General features: G+C 58.4%; 13 protein-coding genes. 7 read left to right on the top strand and 6 right to left on the bottom strand.

All coding sequences use genetic code 11. The annotated features are described in order from the left end of the window. Positions 1-210: 210 nt before the first annotated feature. From mnmE to rpmH, 5 genes are all read right to left on the bottom strand, one after another. Positions 211-1,581: a tRNA uridine-5-carboxymethylaminomethyl(34) synthesis GTPase MnmE gene (gene mnmE, locus M5C01_RS22430; protein ID WP_152736578.1), complete on the bottom strand. Its 1,371-nt coding sequence runs from the start codon at positions 1,579-1,581 to the stop codon at positions 211-213. 82 nt (positions 1,582-1,663) lie between these two features. Then, a complete protein-coding gene (gene yidC, locus M5C01_RS22425; protein WP_103497167.1) occupies positions 1,664-3,346 on the bottom strand; it encodes a membrane protein insertase YidC in 1,683 nt (560 codons plus the stop codon). Between the two features lie 2 nt (positions 3,347-3,348). Continuing rightward, positions 3,349-3,594 carry a membrane protein insertion efficiency factor YidD gene (gene yidD, locus M5C01_RS22420; protein ID WP_100939920.1) on the bottom strand — a complete coding sequence of 82 codons (246 nt, stop codon included), beginning with the start codon at positions 3,592-3,594 and terminating at the stop codon, positions 3,349-3,351. Continuing rightward, positions 3,587-3,994, bottom strand: a complete 408-nt coding sequence (gene rnpA / locus M5C01_RS22415; RefSeq protein ID WP_178129707.1) for a ribonuclease P protein component — start codon at positions 3,992-3,994, stop codon at positions 3,587-3,589. Before rnpA ends, yidD begins: the two co-directional genes overlap by 8 nt. A gap of 13 nt (positions 3,995-4,007) precedes the next feature. Continuing rightward, positions 4,008-4,142 carry a 50S ribosomal protein L34 gene (rpmH, locus tag M5C01_RS22410; RefSeq protein WP_003213577.1) on the bottom strand — a complete coding sequence of 45 codons (135 nt, stop codon included), beginning with the start codon at positions 4,140-4,142 and terminating at the stop codon, positions 4,008-4,010. Between the two features lie 566 nt (positions 4,143-4,708). On the opposite strand from rpmH, the gene dnaA reads away from it, so the two are divergent. From dnaA to gyrB, 4 genes are read left to right on the top strand one after another with little or no spacing between them, the layout of a single operon-like run. Continuing rightward, a complete protein-coding gene (gene dnaA / locus M5C01_RS22405; protein ID WP_103497169.1) occupies positions 4,709-6,229 on the top strand; it encodes a chromosomal replication initiator protein DnaA in 1,521 nt (506 codons plus the stop codon). A gap of 38 nt (positions 6,230-6,267) precedes the next feature. After that, positions 6,268-7,371 carry a DNA polymerase III subunit beta gene (gene dnaN, locus M5C01_RS22400; protein WP_152736577.1) on the top strand — a complete coding sequence of 368 codons (1,104 nt, stop codon included), beginning with the start codon at positions 6,268-6,270 and terminating at the stop codon, positions 7,369-7,371. A gap of 35 nt (positions 7,372-7,406) precedes the next feature. Further along, the gene (gene recF / locus M5C01_RS22395) at positions 7,407-8,510 is read left to right on the top strand and encodes a DNA replication/repair protein RecF (protein WP_100939924.1); all 1,104 of its coding nucleotides are present in this window, start codon (positions 7,407-7,409) and stop codon (positions 8,508-8,510) included. A gap of 4 nt (positions 8,511-8,514) precedes the next feature. After that, the gene (gene gyrB, locus M5C01_RS22390) at positions 8,515-10,932 is read left to right on the top strand and encodes a DNA topoisomerase (ATP-hydrolyzing) subunit B (RefSeq protein ID WP_152736576.1); all 2,418 of its coding nucleotides are present in this window, start codon (positions 8,515-8,517) and stop codon (positions 10,930-10,932) included. 177 nt (positions 10,933-11,109) lie between these two features. Here gyrB and M5C01_RS22385 read toward each other — a convergent pair whose 3' ends face one another. Beyond that, positions 11,110-12,369 (bottom strand): ATP-binding protein, encoded by a 1,260-nt coding sequence (locus M5C01_RS22385; protein WP_152736575.1) that lies wholly within the window; start codon positions 12,367-12,369, stop codon positions 11,110-11,112. 354 nt (positions 12,370-12,723) lie between these two features. Here M5C01_RS22385 and M5C01_RS22380 point away from each other — a divergent pair, with 354 nt between their 5' ends. Genes M5C01_RS22380 through M5C01_RS22370 form a run of 3 tightly spaced genes read left to right on the top strand, consistent with a single transcriptional unit; the run spans position 12,724 to position 14,655 of the window. Then, positions 12,724-13,935 carry a methyl-accepting chemotaxis protein gene (locus tag M5C01_RS22380; protein WP_152736574.1) on the top strand — a complete coding sequence of 404 codons (1,212 nt, stop codon included), beginning with the start codon at positions 12,724-12,726 and terminating at the stop codon, positions 13,933-13,935. A gap of 9 nt (positions 13,936-13,944) precedes the next feature. After that, the gene (locus tag M5C01_RS22375; protein WP_040071872.1) at positions 13,945-14,313 is read left to right on the top strand and encodes a response regulator; all 369 of its coding nucleotides are present in this window, start codon (positions 13,945-13,947) and stop codon (positions 14,311-14,313) included. A gap of 42 nt (positions 14,314-14,355) precedes the next feature. Next, complete coding sequence (locus M5C01_RS22370) at positions 14,356-14,655, top strand: STAS domain-containing protein (RefSeq protein ID WP_103497174.1); 300 nt, start codon at positions 14,356-14,358, stop codon at positions 14,653-14,655. The last annotated feature ends 45 nt before the right edge of the window (positions 14,656-14,700 follow it).

Here is a 14,700-nt window from a genome sequence, read left to right as displayed (position 1 = left end):
CGGAACGATCTGGAATCATCCGGCCGGCAAAGAAATGTAGGAGCGAGAGCGATCTTAGGGCGCCGCAATACCTGACGTAGCGGCATTCGATCTTGGGAACACAACGAAACCTGTAGGAGCATGGCTTGCCAGCGAAGCTTTTAGCGATCTCGGGAACGCTTTCGCGGGCAAGCCCTGCTCCTACAAGGGATACGGTTGCTGCAGGTAAGACTATTTACCGATGCAGAAGCTGGAAAAGATCCGCCCCAACAGGTCATCCGAGCTGAATGCGCCAGTAATCTCGCCGAGGAACTGCTGAGCGTGACGCAGATCCTCGGCCAACAGCTCGCCAGCACCCGCCAAGGTCAACTGTGCGTGACCGTGCTCCAGGGCCGCGCTGGCATGCCGCAGGGCTTCCAGATGGCGGCGACGAGCGCTGAAGCTGCTTTCGGAGGTCTGTTCATAACCCATGCAGGCCTTGAGGTGCTCGCGCAACAGCTCCAGTCCCTCGCCACCGACCTTGGCGCTCAAGCTGATGGTGACATGGCCATCTTCGCTGACTTCCATCACCATGGCCTCGCCACTCAGGTCAGCCTTGTTGCGGATCAAGGTCACCTTGGCCGGATCAGGCCGCTGTTCGAGGAATTCCGGCCACAAGGCAAAAGGATCCACAGCCTCCGGTGCTGTTGCGTCCACCACCAGCAAAACCCGATCGGCTTCGCCAATGGCCTTGAGCGCACGTTCCACGCCAATTTTTTCCACCTGGTCGTCGGTATCCCGCAAACCGGCGGTATCCACCACGTGCAGGGGCATGCCGTCGATGTGGATATGTTCACGCAGAACATCGCGGGTGGTGCCGGCAATCTCGGTGACGATCGCCGCCTCGCGTCCGGCCAGGGCATTGAGCAGGCTGGATTTTCCGGCATTCGGCCGGCCGGCAATCACCACCGTCATGCCGTCGCGCAACAAGGCACCCTGCCCGGCTTCACGCATCACTGTGGATAACTCGTTGCGCACCGCATCGAGCAAGGCCAGCACATGACCGTCGGCAAGGAAGTCGATTTCTTCCTCGGGAAAGTCGATGGCCGCTTCCACATAGATCCGCAGGCCGATCAGTTGCTCGGTGAGGTTATGCACACGCATGGAAAAGGCGCCTTGCAATGAACGCAGGGCATTGCGGGCTGCCTGTGCGGAACTGGCCTCGATCAGATCGGCAATCGCCTCGGCCTGGGCCAGGTCGAGTTTGTCATTGAGAAAGGCCCGCTCGCTGAATTCACCTGGCCGGGCCAACCGACAGCCCAGCTGCAGGCAACGTTGCAGCAGCATATCCAGGACCACCGGACCACCGTGGCCCTGCAGCTCGAGCACATCTTCACCGGTAAAGGAGTTCGGACCCGGGAAATACAGCGCGATGCCTTCATCGAGCACATCACCGCTGCCATCCAGGAACGGGCCGTAGTGGGCATAGCGCGGTTTCAACTCGCGACCGGCGATGGCCAGCGCCGCGGTGTGCGCCAAAGGCCCGGAAATTCGGACAATACCGACCCCGCCACGGCCCTGGGCAGTGGCAACGGCAGCGATAGTTTCCCGAGGAATGCTCATGACGCAGGTCTCGACACTAGGAAATGGCAGATAGCAAAACGCCCCACTAGGGGGCGTTTTGAGTGGTTATCCACAGAGTAGGTTACGCAGTGGCTTTCTTGGTAGCCGCTTCGATCTTACGTGTGATGTACCACTGTTGGGTGATGGACAGGCAGTTGTTCACAACCCAGTACAGCACCAGACCTGCAGGGAACCACAGGAAGAAGAAGGTGAAGATGATCGGCATCAGCTTCATCACCTTGGCCTGCATCGGATCCGGCGGAGTCGGGTTCAGACGCTGCTGGATAAACATGGTTGCGCCCATGATGATCGGCAGGATGAAGAACGGATCCTTGATCGACAGGTCGGTAATCCACAGGATGAACGGTGCCTGGCGCATTTCAACGCTTTCCAGCAACACCCAGTACAGGGAAAGGAAAACCGGCATCTGCACCAGGATCGGCAGGCAGCCGCCCAGTGGATTGATCTTCTCTTTCTTGTACAGCTCCATCATGGCTTGCGACATTTTCTGCCGGTCGTCGCCATGTTGCTCTTTCAGTGCCGCCAGTTTTGGTGCCACGGCACGCATGCGCGCCATCGATTTGTAGCTGGCCGCCGACAATGGGAAGAACAGACCCTTGATCAGCATGGTCAGGACAATGATCGAGAAGCCCCAGTTACCCAGCAGGCTGTGGATATGTTGCAGCAACCAGAAGATCGGTTGGGCGATAAACCACAGGATGCCGTAGTCGACCGTCAATTCCAGACCTGGGGACAACTGTTTCAGCACGGCCTGGCTTTTCGGGCCGGCGTACAGAATGGCGCTGGTCTCGGTTTTCTGGCCTGGGGCCAGGGTCAGCGAAGGACCGGTGTAGCCAATGATGTAGTTGCCTTGGCTATCCTTGCGGGTGGTCACGACATTGCTGTCGCCCTTGGCCGGAATCCAGGCGGTCACGAAGTAGTGTTGCAGCCAGGCAACCCAGCCACCTTGAACGGTTTCCTTCAGCTGGCCCTTGTCGATATCTTTCATCGACACTTTTTTGTACGGCTCCGAACTTGTCCACAGGGCGGCGCCCAGGTAGGTCGCGGTGCCGGTGGCGGTGCTGGAGGAAGGATCGGCGCTGTTGTCACGTTTCAGCTGGGCAAACATCGCACCCGACCAGGGCTGGGCGCTTTCGTTGTCGATCAGATAAGACACGGTTACGTCATACAGGCCGCGTTTCAGGGTGAAACGCTTGATGTAATTGACACCGTTCTCGCTGAATTTCAGGTCGACGGACAGTTGGTCCTGACCGTCAGCCAGTTGATAACTTTTCTGTGCCGAAGCGTACAGCGGGCGACCGGCCGAACTTGCATCCGGGCCGTTGGCGCCAATCAGGCCGCTCTGTGCCAGGTAGGTACGCTCGCCACCGTTGTCGAACAACTGGAAAGGAATTTCCGGATGGTCCTGACGACGTGGATAAAGCGGCAGCTTCAGCTGGGCAACATCCCCACCTTTTGGATCGATAGCCAGGTCGAGCACATCCGTTTTGATATGGATGAGGTCGTTGCTGGCAGCCACCGGTGCTTCAACAGGTGCACTGGTGTCATTGGCTGCACGTGGAATGTCATCACTGGCGCTTGTTTTGTTGCCAGATACCGAATCCGGCAAGCCGGGAACGGTGGTGCTGGAAGCGACATTCTGGGTCGGCAGGGCAGCTTGACCGTAGTCCTGGTTCCATTTGAGGACCCCGACATAGGTCACGATTGCCAGGGCGACGATCAGGATCGTGCGTTTGATATCCATGATTACTCGGCCATCGAAGAAGAACGGGAGGTAGGGATTGGTGGAACCGGGTCATAACCACCGGCATTCCACGGATGACAGCGACCTAAGCGACGAACGGTCAGCCAGCCACCGCGCAGGAGTCCATGTGTTTCGATGGCTTCATACGCGTAGCAAGAACAACTGGGGTAGAAACGACAGTGATTGGCCATCAAGGGACTGATGGCATAGCGATAAAACTGGATCGGAACGAGGGCCAGTTTACGCATCTGGGCTGTCTACCCCCACAGTTTCGGTTTTGACTACCGGTACCGCTGGCGCCGTACGGGCCAGGCGTTTCCAGAGTTTGCCGAAATGCTGGATCAATTCAGGGTTTTCGATATCGCCCAGACCTTTGCGCGCGACGATAACGATGTCCCAGCCGACCAGTGAATCCTGGTGCAGTCGGAACGACTCGCGCATCAGACGTTTCAGGCGATTGCGCTCAACGGAGAGCTTGACGCTCTTTTTTCCGATAACCAGCCCCAGACGGGGATGATCCAGATCGTTGTTGCGCGCAAGGAGCAGGAGATTTTTCCCCGGAACCTTGCCGGTGGGGGAGTCAAAGACTGCCTTGAAATGCCGAGGAGTAAGCAGACGCTTTTCCCGACTGAAGTCCTGACTCACCACCCGCGCCGGATTATCAAACTGCCAGACGAGCACGGCCTTTGGCGCGGCGACGCGACAGGACGGCACGACCGTTTTTGGTGGCCATGCGAGCACGGAAGCCGTGGGTGCGGGCGCGTTTGATAGTGCTGGGTTGGAAAGTACGTTTCATGGCGTTGCTACCTGGTTCGTCACAACGGGCCGGAATGGCCCCCGTTTTAAGAGACCGGGGATTCTAGAGAAAGCAAGCCCGCAGGTCAATTTCCAACCAGCTTTTACTTCATATAGATATTCGGCCCGATCTGCCTGGTACCCACCATGACCTAGATATAAGAATAAAGAAGGGAATTATTTAAAGCTTTTCTGTAAAGCTTATAGAAGCTTAGGAGGCCATTATCTGTGGATAAGTACCTTGAGGCCATGAAACACCTACTGTACAGAGGATGACAACTGGGTGGGTAAGCGGTGCTCCGCCTGTGCCGCGCTGTCGGATAAGCTGTGTGTGGAATGCCATGTTATCCACAGGCCAGTTACCCACAGACTTTCGCCCCCACTTGTGCAACGCCCTCAGGGGCGGTTATCCACAGAGCTTATGCACATACCATTGGTCGCTTTGTCCACCGATAAGCGGTTGATTCTTCAGGTTGTCCCTGCAACCTACATGTGGATAAGTGCTCGGCCTGCCGGTACAATGGCCGCTTGTTTTTGCCTCACCGGCTTTCAACTTAGGGGATATCCGTGTCAGTGGAACTTTGGCAGCAGTGCGTGGAGCTTCTGCGTGATGAGCTGCCTGCCCAGCAATTCAACACCTGGATCCGTCCACTACAGGTCGAAGCCGAAGGCGACGAGTTGCGTGTCTATGCACCGAACCGTTTTGTGCTCGACTGGGTCAACGAAAAGTACCTGGGACGTTTGCTCGAACTGTTGAACGAGCATGGCAACGGCCTGGCGCCTGCGCTTTCCTTATTAATAGGCAGCAAGCGCAGTTCCGCTCCGCGTGCTGCGCCCAATGCCCCGTTGGCCGCCGCGGCTTCCCAGGCCATGGCCGCCAGTGCTCCGGCGCCCGTTGTGGTGACTGCCACGCCGACCGCGCAGCCGGCACCGACCCCGAAGACGGCGGTCGAGGTCAGCCAGGAACCGTCCCGCGACAGCTTCGATCCGATGGCCGGCGCCAGTTCGCAACAGGCCCCGGTGCGTGCCGAACAGCGCACTGTCCAGGTAGAAGGCGCGCTCAAGCACACCAGCTACCTGAACCGCACCTTTACCTTTGAGAACTTCGTCGAGGGTAAGTCCAACCAATTGGCCCGGGCCGCGGCCTGGCAGGTGGCGGATAACCCCAAGCACGGCTACAACCCGCTCTTCCTTTATGGCGGCGTCGGCCTGGGTAAGACCCACTTGATGCACGCCGTGGGTAACCACCTATTAAAGAAGAACCCGAATGCCAAGGTGGTCTACCTGCATTCGGAGCGTTTCGTCGCGGACATGGTCAAGGCTTTGCAGCTCAACGCCATCAACGAGTTCAAGCGCTTCTACCGGTCGGTGGATGCCTTGCTGATCGACGACATTCAATTCTTCGCCCGCAAGGAACGGTCCCAGGAAGAGTTTTTCCACACCTTCAACGCCTTGCTTGAAGGCGGTCAGCAGGTGATCCTGACCAGCGACCGTTATCCGAAAGAGATCGAAGGCCTGGAAGAGCGCCTGAAGTCGCGCTTCGGCTGGGGCCTGACCGTGGCGGTCGAGCCGCCGGAGCTGGAAACCCGGGTCGCGATCCTGATGAAGAAGGCCGACCAGGCGAAAGTCGACCTGCCCCATGACGCGGCGTTCTTCATTGCCCAACGTATTCGTTCCAACGTCCGTGAACTCGAAGGCGCGCTGAAGCGGGTGATCGCTCACTCGCACTTCATGGGCCGCGACATCACCATCGAGCTGATCCGCGAATCGCTGAAAGACCTGCTGGCGCTGCAAGACAAGCTGGTGTCTGTGGATAACATTCAGCGCACGGTGGCCGAATACTACAAGATCAAGATTTCCGACCTGCTGTCCAAGCGCCGTTCGCGCTCGGTGGCACGTCCACGCCAGGTCGCCATGGCCTTGTCCAAGGAACTCACCAACCACAGCTTGCCTGAAATTGGTGATGTCTTCGGCGGGCGCGACCATACTACGGTCTTGCATGCATGCCGCAAGATCAACGAACTTAAGGAATCCGACGCGGACATCCGCGAGGACTACAAGAACCTGCTGCGAACACTGACCACTTGATGACACCAGCGCAGCTTATTAAGGCAAGGGACTAGACCATGCATTTCACTATTCAACGCGAAGCCCTGTTGAAACCCCTGCAACTGGTCGCAGGCGTCGTCGAGCGCCGCCAGACCTTGCCGGTGCTCTCCAATGTGTTGCTGGTCGTCGAAGGCCAGCAACTGTCGCTGACCGGTACCGACCTGGAAGTCGAGCTGGTCGGTCGCGTCCAACTCGAAGAGCCAGCGGAACCGGGTGAAATCACTGTGCCGGCGCGCAAGCTGATGGACATCTGCAAGAGCCTGCCCAACGACGCCCTGATCGACATCAAGGTCGACGAGCAGAAGCTGGTGGTGAAAGCCGGCCGTAGCCGCTTCACCCTGTCCACCCTGCCGGCGAACGATTTCCCGACAGTGGAGGAAGGCCCGGGCTCGCTGACTTGCCAGCTCGCCCAGAGCAAGCTGCGTCGCTTGATCGAACGCACCAGCTTCGCCATGGCCCAACAGGACGTGCGTTACTACCTCAACGGTATGCTGCTGGAAGTATCGGCCGGTATTATCCGTGCCGTGGCCACCGACGGTCACCGTCTGGCCATGTGCTCGATGCAGGCCGATATCGGTCAGCCGGATCGCCACCAGGTGATCGTGCCGCGTAAAGGCATCCTCGAATTGGCCCGCCTGCTGACCGAGCCGGAAGGCAACGTGAGCATCGTTCTCGGTCAGCACCACATCCGTGCAACCACAGGCGAATTCACCTTCACCTCCAAGCTGGTGGACGGCAAGTTCCCGGACTACGAGCGTGTTCTGCCAAAAGGCGGCGACAAGCTGGTCCTTGGCGATCGCCAGGCACTGCGTGAAGCCTTCAGCCGTACCGCGATCCTGTCCAACGAGAAGTACCGTGGTATCCGTCTGCAACTGGCCAGCGGTCAGTTGAAGATCCAGGCCAACAACCCTGAGCAGGAAGAAGCGGAAGAAGAAATCAGCGTCGACTACAACGGCGGTTCGCTGGAGATCGGCTTCAACGTCAGCTACCTGCTGGACGTGCTGGGCGTGATGACCACCGAGCAGGTGCGTCTGATCCTGTCCGACTCCAACAGCAGCGCGCTGGTGCAGGAGTCCGACAACGACGACTCCGCCTACGTCGTCATGCCGATGCGCCTGTAACGGTGTCGCGCCTGCCCATGTCCAGCCAACGCTAGATGTCCCTCAGTCGTGTTTCGGTCACCGCGGTGCGTAATCTGCAGCCGGTGACCTTCTCCCCCTCCCCGCGTATCAATATCCTTTACGGCGCCAACGGCAGCGGAAAAACCAGCGTGCTCGAAGCGCTGCATCTGCTCGGGCTCGCGCGCTCGTTTCGCAGCACCCGTCTGCTACCGGTGATCCAGTACGAACAACTCGCCTGCACGGTCTTCGGTCAGGTGGAGTTGGCCGAGGGCGGGCACAGCGCGTTGGGGATATCACGGGACCGCCAGGGCGAATTCCAGATCCGCATCGACGGGCAGAACGCCAAGAGCGCGGCGCAACTGGCGGAAATCCTGCCACTGCAACTGATCAACCCGGACAGCTTCCGCCTGCTTGAAGGGGCCCCGAAGATCCGCCGCCAGTTCCTCGACTGGGGTGTGTTCCACGTGGAACCTCGTTTCATGTCGACCTGGCAGCGCTTGCAGAAGGCCCTGCGGCAGCGGAACTCATGGCTGCGGCATGGTACACTTGACGCCGCTTCGCAAGCGGCCTGGGACCGGGAACTGTGCCTGGCCAGCGCCGAAATCGATGAATACCGCCGCGCTTACATCAAAGTCTTGAAACCAGTCTTTGAGCAAACCTTGAGCGAGCTAGTCGAACTCGAGGGCTTAACGCTGAGCTATTACCGTGGTTGGGACAAAGAGAAGGAACTGAGCGCCGTGCTCGCCTCTTCCCTGCACCGGGACCAGCAAATGGGTCACACCCAAGCCGGACCACAGCGAGCTGATTTGCGTCTTCGATTGGGCGCACACAATGCCGCGGACATATTGTCCCGGGGTCAGCAGAAACTGGTGGTCTGTGCCTTGCGCATTGCTCAGGGGCACCTGGTCAGTCAGGCCCGGCGCGGTCAGTGTATTTATCTGGTGGATGACCTGCCGTCCGAGCTGGACGAGCAACACCGTCGTGCACTCTGTCGCTTGCTGGAAGACTTACGCTGCCAGGTGTTTATCACCTGTGTAGACCACGAATTATTGAGGGAAGGCTGGCAGACGGAAACGCCAGTCGCTTTGTTCCACGTGGAACAAGGCTGTATCACCCAGACCCACGACCATCGGGAGTGAAGGCATGAGCGAAGAAAATACGTACGACTCGACCAGCATCAAGGTGCTGAAAGGTTTGGATGCCGTACGCAAACGTCCCGGTATGTACATTGGCGACACCGATGATGGTAGCGGTCTGCACCACATGGTGTTCGAGGTGGTCGACAACTCCATCGACGAAGCCCTCGCCGGCCATTGCGACGAAATCAGCATCATCATCCACCCGGATGAGTCCATCACCGTACGCGACAACGGTCGCGGCATTCCGGTAGACGTGCACAAGGAAGAAGGCGTTTCCGCGGCCGAGGTCATCATGACCGTGCTGCACGCCGGCGGTAAGTTCGACGACAACTCCTATAAAGTCTCCGGCGGTTTGCACGGCGTGGGTGTGTCGGTCGTGAATGCCCTCTCCGAATTGCTGGTGCTGACCGTGCGTCGCAGCGGCAAGATCTGGGAACAGACCTACGTCCACGGTGTGCCACAGGAACCGATGCGAACCGTCGGCGACAGCGAAACCACCGGTACCGAGATTCACTTCAAGGCCTCCGCCGAAACCTTCAAGAACATCCACTTCAGCTGGGACATCCTGGCCAAGCGGATTCGTGAACTGTCCTTCCTCAACTCCGGTGTCGGCATCGTCCTCAAGGACGAGCGCAGCGGCAAGGAAGAGCTGTTCAAGTACGAAGGTGGCCTGCGGGCGTTCGTTGAATACCTGAACACCAACAAGACCCCGGTCAACCAGGTGTTCCACTTCAACGTCCAGCGTGAAGACGGCATCGGCGTGGAAATCGCCCTGCAGTGGAACGACAGCTTCAACGAGAACCTGTTGTGCTTCACCAACAACATTCCGCAGCGCGATGGCGGTACTCACCTGGTGGGTTTCCGTTCCGCACTGACGCGTAACCTGAACACCTACATCGAAGCGGAAGGCCTGGCGAAGAAGCACAAGGTCGCTACCACCGGTGACGATGCCCGCGAAGGCCTGACCGCGATCATTTCGGTCAAGGTACCGGATCCGAAGTTCAGCTCCCAGACCAAGGACAAGCTGGTCTCTTCCGAAGTGAAGACCGCGGTCGAGCAGGAAATGGGCAAGTACTTCTCGGACTTCCTGCTGGAAAACCCGAACGAAGCCAAGCTGGTGGTCGGCAAGATGATCGATGCCGCCCGTGCCCGTGAAGCGGCGCGTAAAGCCCGTGAGATGACCCGTCGTAAAGGTGCGCTGGATATTGCCGGCCTGCCGGGCAAACTGGCGGACTGCCAGGAAAAAGACCCTGCCCTTTCCGAACTCTACCTGGTGGAAGGTGACTCTGCTGGCGGTTCCGCCAAGCAGGGTCGTAACCGTCGCACCCAGGCGATCCTGCCGTTGAAGGGCAAGATCCTCAACGTGGAAAAAGCCCGTTTCGACAAGATGATCTCGTCCCAGGAAGTGGGCACGCTGATCACCGCGTTGGGTTGCGGTATCGGCCGCGACGAGTACAACATCGAGAAGCTGCGTTACCACAACATCATCATCATGACCGATGCTGACGTCGACGGTTCGCACATCCGTACCCTGCTGCTGACCTTCTTCTTCCGTCAGCTGCCGGAGCTGATCGAGCGTGGCTACATCTACATCGCCCAGCCGCCGTTGTACAAGGTGAAGAAAGGCAAGCAAGAGCAATACATCAAAGACGACGACGCCATGGAAGAGTACATGACGCAGTCGGCCCTGGAAGATGCGAGCCTGCACCTGAACGAAGACGCACCGGGTATTTCCGGTGAGGCGCTGGAACGTCTGGTGAATGACTTCCGCATGGTGATGAAGACCCTCAAGCGTCTGTCGCGCCTGTACCCACAGGAACTGACCGAGCACTTCATCTACCTGCCGGCGGTGAGCCTGGAGCAACTGGGCGATCACGCCGCGATGCAGGATTGGCTGGCCAAGTATGAAGTGCGCCTGCGTCTGAACGAGAAGTCCGGCCTGGTCTACAAAGCCAGCCTGCGTGAAGACCGTGAACGTAACGTCTGGCTGCCGGAGGTCGAACTGATCTCCCACGGCCTGTCCAACTACGTCACCTTCAACCGCGACTTCTTCGGCAGCAACGACTACAAGACCGTTGTGACCCTGGGTGCGCAGTTGAGCACCTTGCTCGATGACGGCGCCTACATCCAGCGTGGCGAACGCAAGAAAGCCGTGACCGAGTTCAAGGAAGCCCTGGACTGGTTGATGGCCGAAAGCACCAAGCGCCACACCATCCAGCGATACAAAGGGCTGGGTGAGATGAACCCGGACCAGTTGTGGGAAACCACCATGGACCCAGCGGTTCGCCGGATGCTGAAAGTGACGATCGAAGACGCCGTCGGTGCGGACCAGATCTTCAACACGCTGATGGGTGATGCGGTAGAGCCACGTCGTGACTTTATCGAGAGCAATGCGTTGGCGGTGTCGAACCTGGATTTCTGATCGGGTGTCGAGAAATTGAAAAAGGCCAATGCTTAGCATTGGCCTTTTTTTTTGGTTTGGTAAAGCATTTCGGGATCAGGTTGCAGGAAATCGTTGCCGTGCCATCGGCTGAAAATGCGCCGAAATTAGAGATTGGCAGTCTGCTCATGCAACGGGCCGACTTTCTGCCGACGCTGTCTACCCTGCGCACCAAGACTCCGTTGTTATTTTTATCGGGATTTCAAGCGTAAAGGTCGCCCCCTTACCCACCCCCTCGCTACGCACGGTCAAACTACCGCCCATTTCATGTGCGGCCATCACGCAGCTATGCAGGCCAAAGCCGTGGCCGTCTTTGCGAGTGGTGAATCCATGGGAAAAGATACGTATCAGGTTTTCCGCTGCAATGCCCTCGCCGTTGTCCACGACCTGGATCTGAACGCTTTTTCCTGGCTCCCAATGCACGCGCAAGATGATCTGGTGTTGCCGTCCGGGTACTCCGCTCATTGCATGCTTGGCGTTGTTGATGAGGTTGATCAGTATTTCCAGCACCCGACGCTTGTCCAGCGACAGCACGGGCACTTCGGCCAACTCCCTCAGCACCGTCACCTCATGCGGAGGGGCGCTTATCTTCAGCGCTTCCTCAAACAGATCCTTTAGCTGTACCGGCTCGAGCAAACTGGACGCTCCGGCGTAGGCCTGTTGGGCCGCGACGATACCCTTGATATGGTTGATACCTTTGGTGAGCTGATCCAGCTCTTCGATAATCGCCTCTCGCTCCGCTGTGATGGCCTCCGCCAGCCTGAGCAGATAGTCGGGCAGCATCTTTCCTTTCTGGTCACCGGTAAGAAAGTCGCTCAAATCGTCGACGTGTTCGCTCATCAGATGAGCCACCTTGCCCAGCCCCTGGGCTTTGGAGCCGCGCACCCGGCTGCTGACCAGTTCCGCCGATATATTCACACTGTTGAGGACATTACCGATGTTATGCAGCACGTTGGTGGCGATTTCTGCCATGCCTGCCTGACGGGCCGTGGAAACCAGTTTGGCCTGGGTGTTTCTCAATTCGTCATTGACCTTGGCCAGCTGTTGCGGGCTCGGGATCAGCAGTGCCACAGGGATCAGTTTGATCAGGAGTATGGCGGTGATACAGGAGGCGACCGCGGTAATGGCTTTGATCAGGGCCGAGAGCCAGTAGCTGGGATGCCATATGGTCCATATCTCCATTACATGGGTGCTGCCACACGCGAGGATAAATACCCCAAAGGCAGCGAACATCCAGTCAAACGGGATATCACGCCTTTTCCGGATAAAGTAGACAAGGGTGATCGGGATCGTCATATAGGCAAACGCAATCAGGGTGTCCGAAATAATATTCGTCCACGGCAGTTCAGGTATCCATAAATAGCAGTGCCCATGGGGCATGAATCCGTCGGAACGCAATAAGTTGGTCAGGTAATCCATTACGGTTCTCCCATCTCGTCATGTACTGCGTCCGTGAATCTGGAGCGTGGCCTTCGGATCCTGCATCACATGAAATGTAGTCGAGATATCAATTCTGTCCGTGATAGCCACCCGGTTGCGCGTTGGTGATGTGCCTCTCTTCACGATTTAAAGCAAATTTCCTCTTTTGTATTCAGCAAGCCCGTCTACACTCTAGGGTCTGTGCTGGTAGATGGCATTGTGCCTTATCCCGAAATTGGACGTTTTACCACTATCCGACGACTGACCCTGTGCCATGCTCAAGCAGGTCCGGGTCATGGCGGATAATCTTGTTGTTCAGTGGAGCTTTGTTCAACTGAGTCAGGGAGGAACCCCATGTCGTCATCCGACAATCTGCAGACTTTGCGGCCTATCCCCCAGGCCGGCGCTTTCTTTTGGATGCCCCTGGTCCCCGCTGCCTGTGCTGTGTGCGTGCTGCTGCTGAGCGACTGGCGTCCCGCCAACCTGGCCTGGTCGGCCGGCTTGTTGCTGGTGGGCGGTTTCGTTGGATTCCTGAGCCAGCGCCACTACCGGCAATTATCGGCCCGGATGTTGAGTGACACCCAAGCCGCCCAGACCACCACCGACACGGCACCCACCGGTGGCCTGGAGGCGGTCTGCCTCGAAGCCATTCCCATCTGGTCCCGGCAAATCGAAAGCTCACGCACCGAGACCGAAACCGCCATCATTGAACTGACCAGCCGTTTCAGCGCCATTGCCGAACATCTGCAACAGACCGTTGATAACTCCCAGGCGACGGCGGGCGATCTGGCCGACCACAACCAGGGCAGTGCATTGGAGGTCCTGGCCCAGAGCGATGCCGAGTTGCTGCATGTGATCGAGTCGCTCAAAACCATTCAGAAAAGTCGCGACGAGATGCTGGTACAGGTCCGCAACCTCACCGGCTACACCGGCGAACTGCGGGCCATGGCCGGTGAAGTGGCGGCCATCGCCCAGCAGACCAACCTGCTGGCGCTCAACGCCGCCATTGAAGCCGCCCGCGCCGGGGAAGCCGGGCGTGGCTTTGCCGTGGTGGCCGATGCGGTGCGGACCCTATCCAGCCAATCCAGCGAAACCGGGCAGAAAATGTCCGCCAAGGTCGACATCATCAACGGCGCCATCACCCAACTGGTGGAGGCCGCGGCCAGCAGTACCGATCACGACAAGGATTCGGTGGCCGAGTCGGAAGCCAGCATCCAGGGCGTCCTGGAACGCTTCAAGAGCATCACCGGCCAACTCTCCGAATCCGCGGCCCTGCTGCAACGCGAAGGCCTGGGGATTCGCGACGAGGTCACCGAAGTGCTGGTCAACCTGCAATTCCAGGACCGGGTCAGCCAGATCCTCGCCCAGGTCCGCAACAACATGGAAGCCCTGCTCCGTCACTTGCGCGAAGCCCAGGTGCCGGGTTCCACGGTGGTGGTCGATGCTCCCGCCTGGCTGGCGGAAATGGAGCTGACCTACGCCACCGATGAACAGCGGCGCAATCACCGCACGGGCAAGGTCAACGTCAATAAACCCACGAGTACCCAGGAAATCACCTTCTTTTAGGAGCCGGTCATGGCAAAAAATGTAATGGTGGTCGACGATTCAAGCAGTGTTCGTCAGGTAGTCAGCATCGCGCTCAAAAGCGCGGGATACGACGTAATCGAAGCCAGTGACGGCAAGGACGCCCTGGGCAAGCTGACCGGGCAGAAAATTCACCTGATCATCAGCGATGTGAACATGCCGAACATGGACGGCATCACCTTCGTCAAGGAGGTGAAAAAGCTGCCCAGCTACAAATTCACCCCGATCATCATGCTCACCACCGAATCCCAGGAAAGCAAGAAGCAGGAGGGACAGGCTGCGGGGGCACGGGCCTGGGTGGTCAAGCCGTTCCAGCCGGCGCAGATGCTCGCCGCCGTATCCAAGCTGATCCTGCCCTGAGCCCGGGCACTACCAGGACCGGGCAAACAGGGAGATTCGCGTATGCCGATCATTTGCCAAGCAGATACTTCGACTCCACACCTGGGGATCGAAGGCGAGATGACCATCTATACCGCCGCAGAACTCTATGGGGAACTGGCGCCATTCCTGACGCTGGGCAGCCCCCTGGAGATCGACCTCTCGCAGGTCACTGAAATCGATGGCGCGGGCCTGCAACTGTTGATGCTCGCCAAGCGTGAAACCTTGCGTACGGGCGTTGCGCTGCAACTGAGCGGACACAGCCCGGCAGTGCTTGAGGTATTCGAACTCTGCGACCTGGGCGGGACGCTGGGGCAGCCGTGATCCAGGGCTACAAGCTTCCGCGGTTCTCTGACCCCGGGGCGATAA

It is taken from the genome of Pseudomonas sp. MWU12-2319 (assembly GCF_023242525.1).
In the GTDB taxonomy this organism is placed as follows: Bacteria; Pseudomonadota; Gammaproteobacteria; order Pseudomonadales; family Pseudomonadaceae; genus Aquipseudomonas; species Aquipseudomonas gingeri_D.
This window is presented reverse-complemented; position numbering and strand designations above follow the sequence as displayed.

What these genes read in the sequence shown, in the direction of transcription:
- mnmE (WP_152736578.1), bottom strand. Translation starts at nt 1,581, where the DNA reads ATGAGCATTCCTCGGGAAACTATCGCTGCCGTTGCCACTGCCCAGGGC.
- yidC (WP_103497167.1), bottom strand. Translation starts at nt 3,346, where the DNA reads ATGGATATCAAACGCACGATCCTGATCGTCGCCCTGGCAATCGTGACC.
- yidD (WP_100939920.1), bottom strand. Translation starts at nt 3,594, where the DNA reads ATGCGTAAACTGGCCCTCGTTCCGATCCAGTTTTATCGCTATGCCATC.
- rpmH (WP_003213577.1), bottom strand. Translation starts at nt 4,142, where the DNA reads ATGAAACGTACTTTCCAACCCAGCACTATCAAACGCGCCCGCACCCAC.
- dnaN (WP_152736577.1), top strand. Translation starts at nt 6,268, where the DNA reads ATGCATTTCACTATTCAACGCGAAGCCCTGTTGAAACCCCTGCAACTG.
- recF (WP_100939924.1), top strand. Translation starts at nt 7,407, where the DNA reads ATGTCCCTCAGTCGTGTTTCGGTCACCGCGGTGCGTAATCTGCAGCCG.
- gyrB (WP_152736576.1), top strand. Translation starts at nt 8,515, where the DNA reads ATGAGCGAAGAAAATACGTACGACTCGACCAGCATCAAGGTGCTGAAA.
- M5C01_RS22385 (WP_152736575.1), bottom strand. Translation starts at nt 12,369, where the DNA reads ATGGATTACCTGACCAACTTATTGCGTTCCGACGGATTCATGCCCCAT.
- M5C01_RS22380 (WP_152736574.1), top strand. Translation starts at nt 12,724, where the DNA reads ATGTCGTCATCCGACAATCTGCAGACTTTGCGGCCTATCCCCCAGGCC.
- M5C01_RS22375 (WP_040071872.1), top strand. Translation starts at nt 13,945, where the DNA reads ATGGCAAAAAATGTAATGGTGGTCGACGATTCAAGCAGTGTTCGTCAG.
- M5C01_RS22370 (WP_103497174.1), top strand. Translation starts at nt 14,356, where the DNA reads ATGCCGATCATTTGCCAAGCAGATACTTCGACTCCACACCTGGGGATC.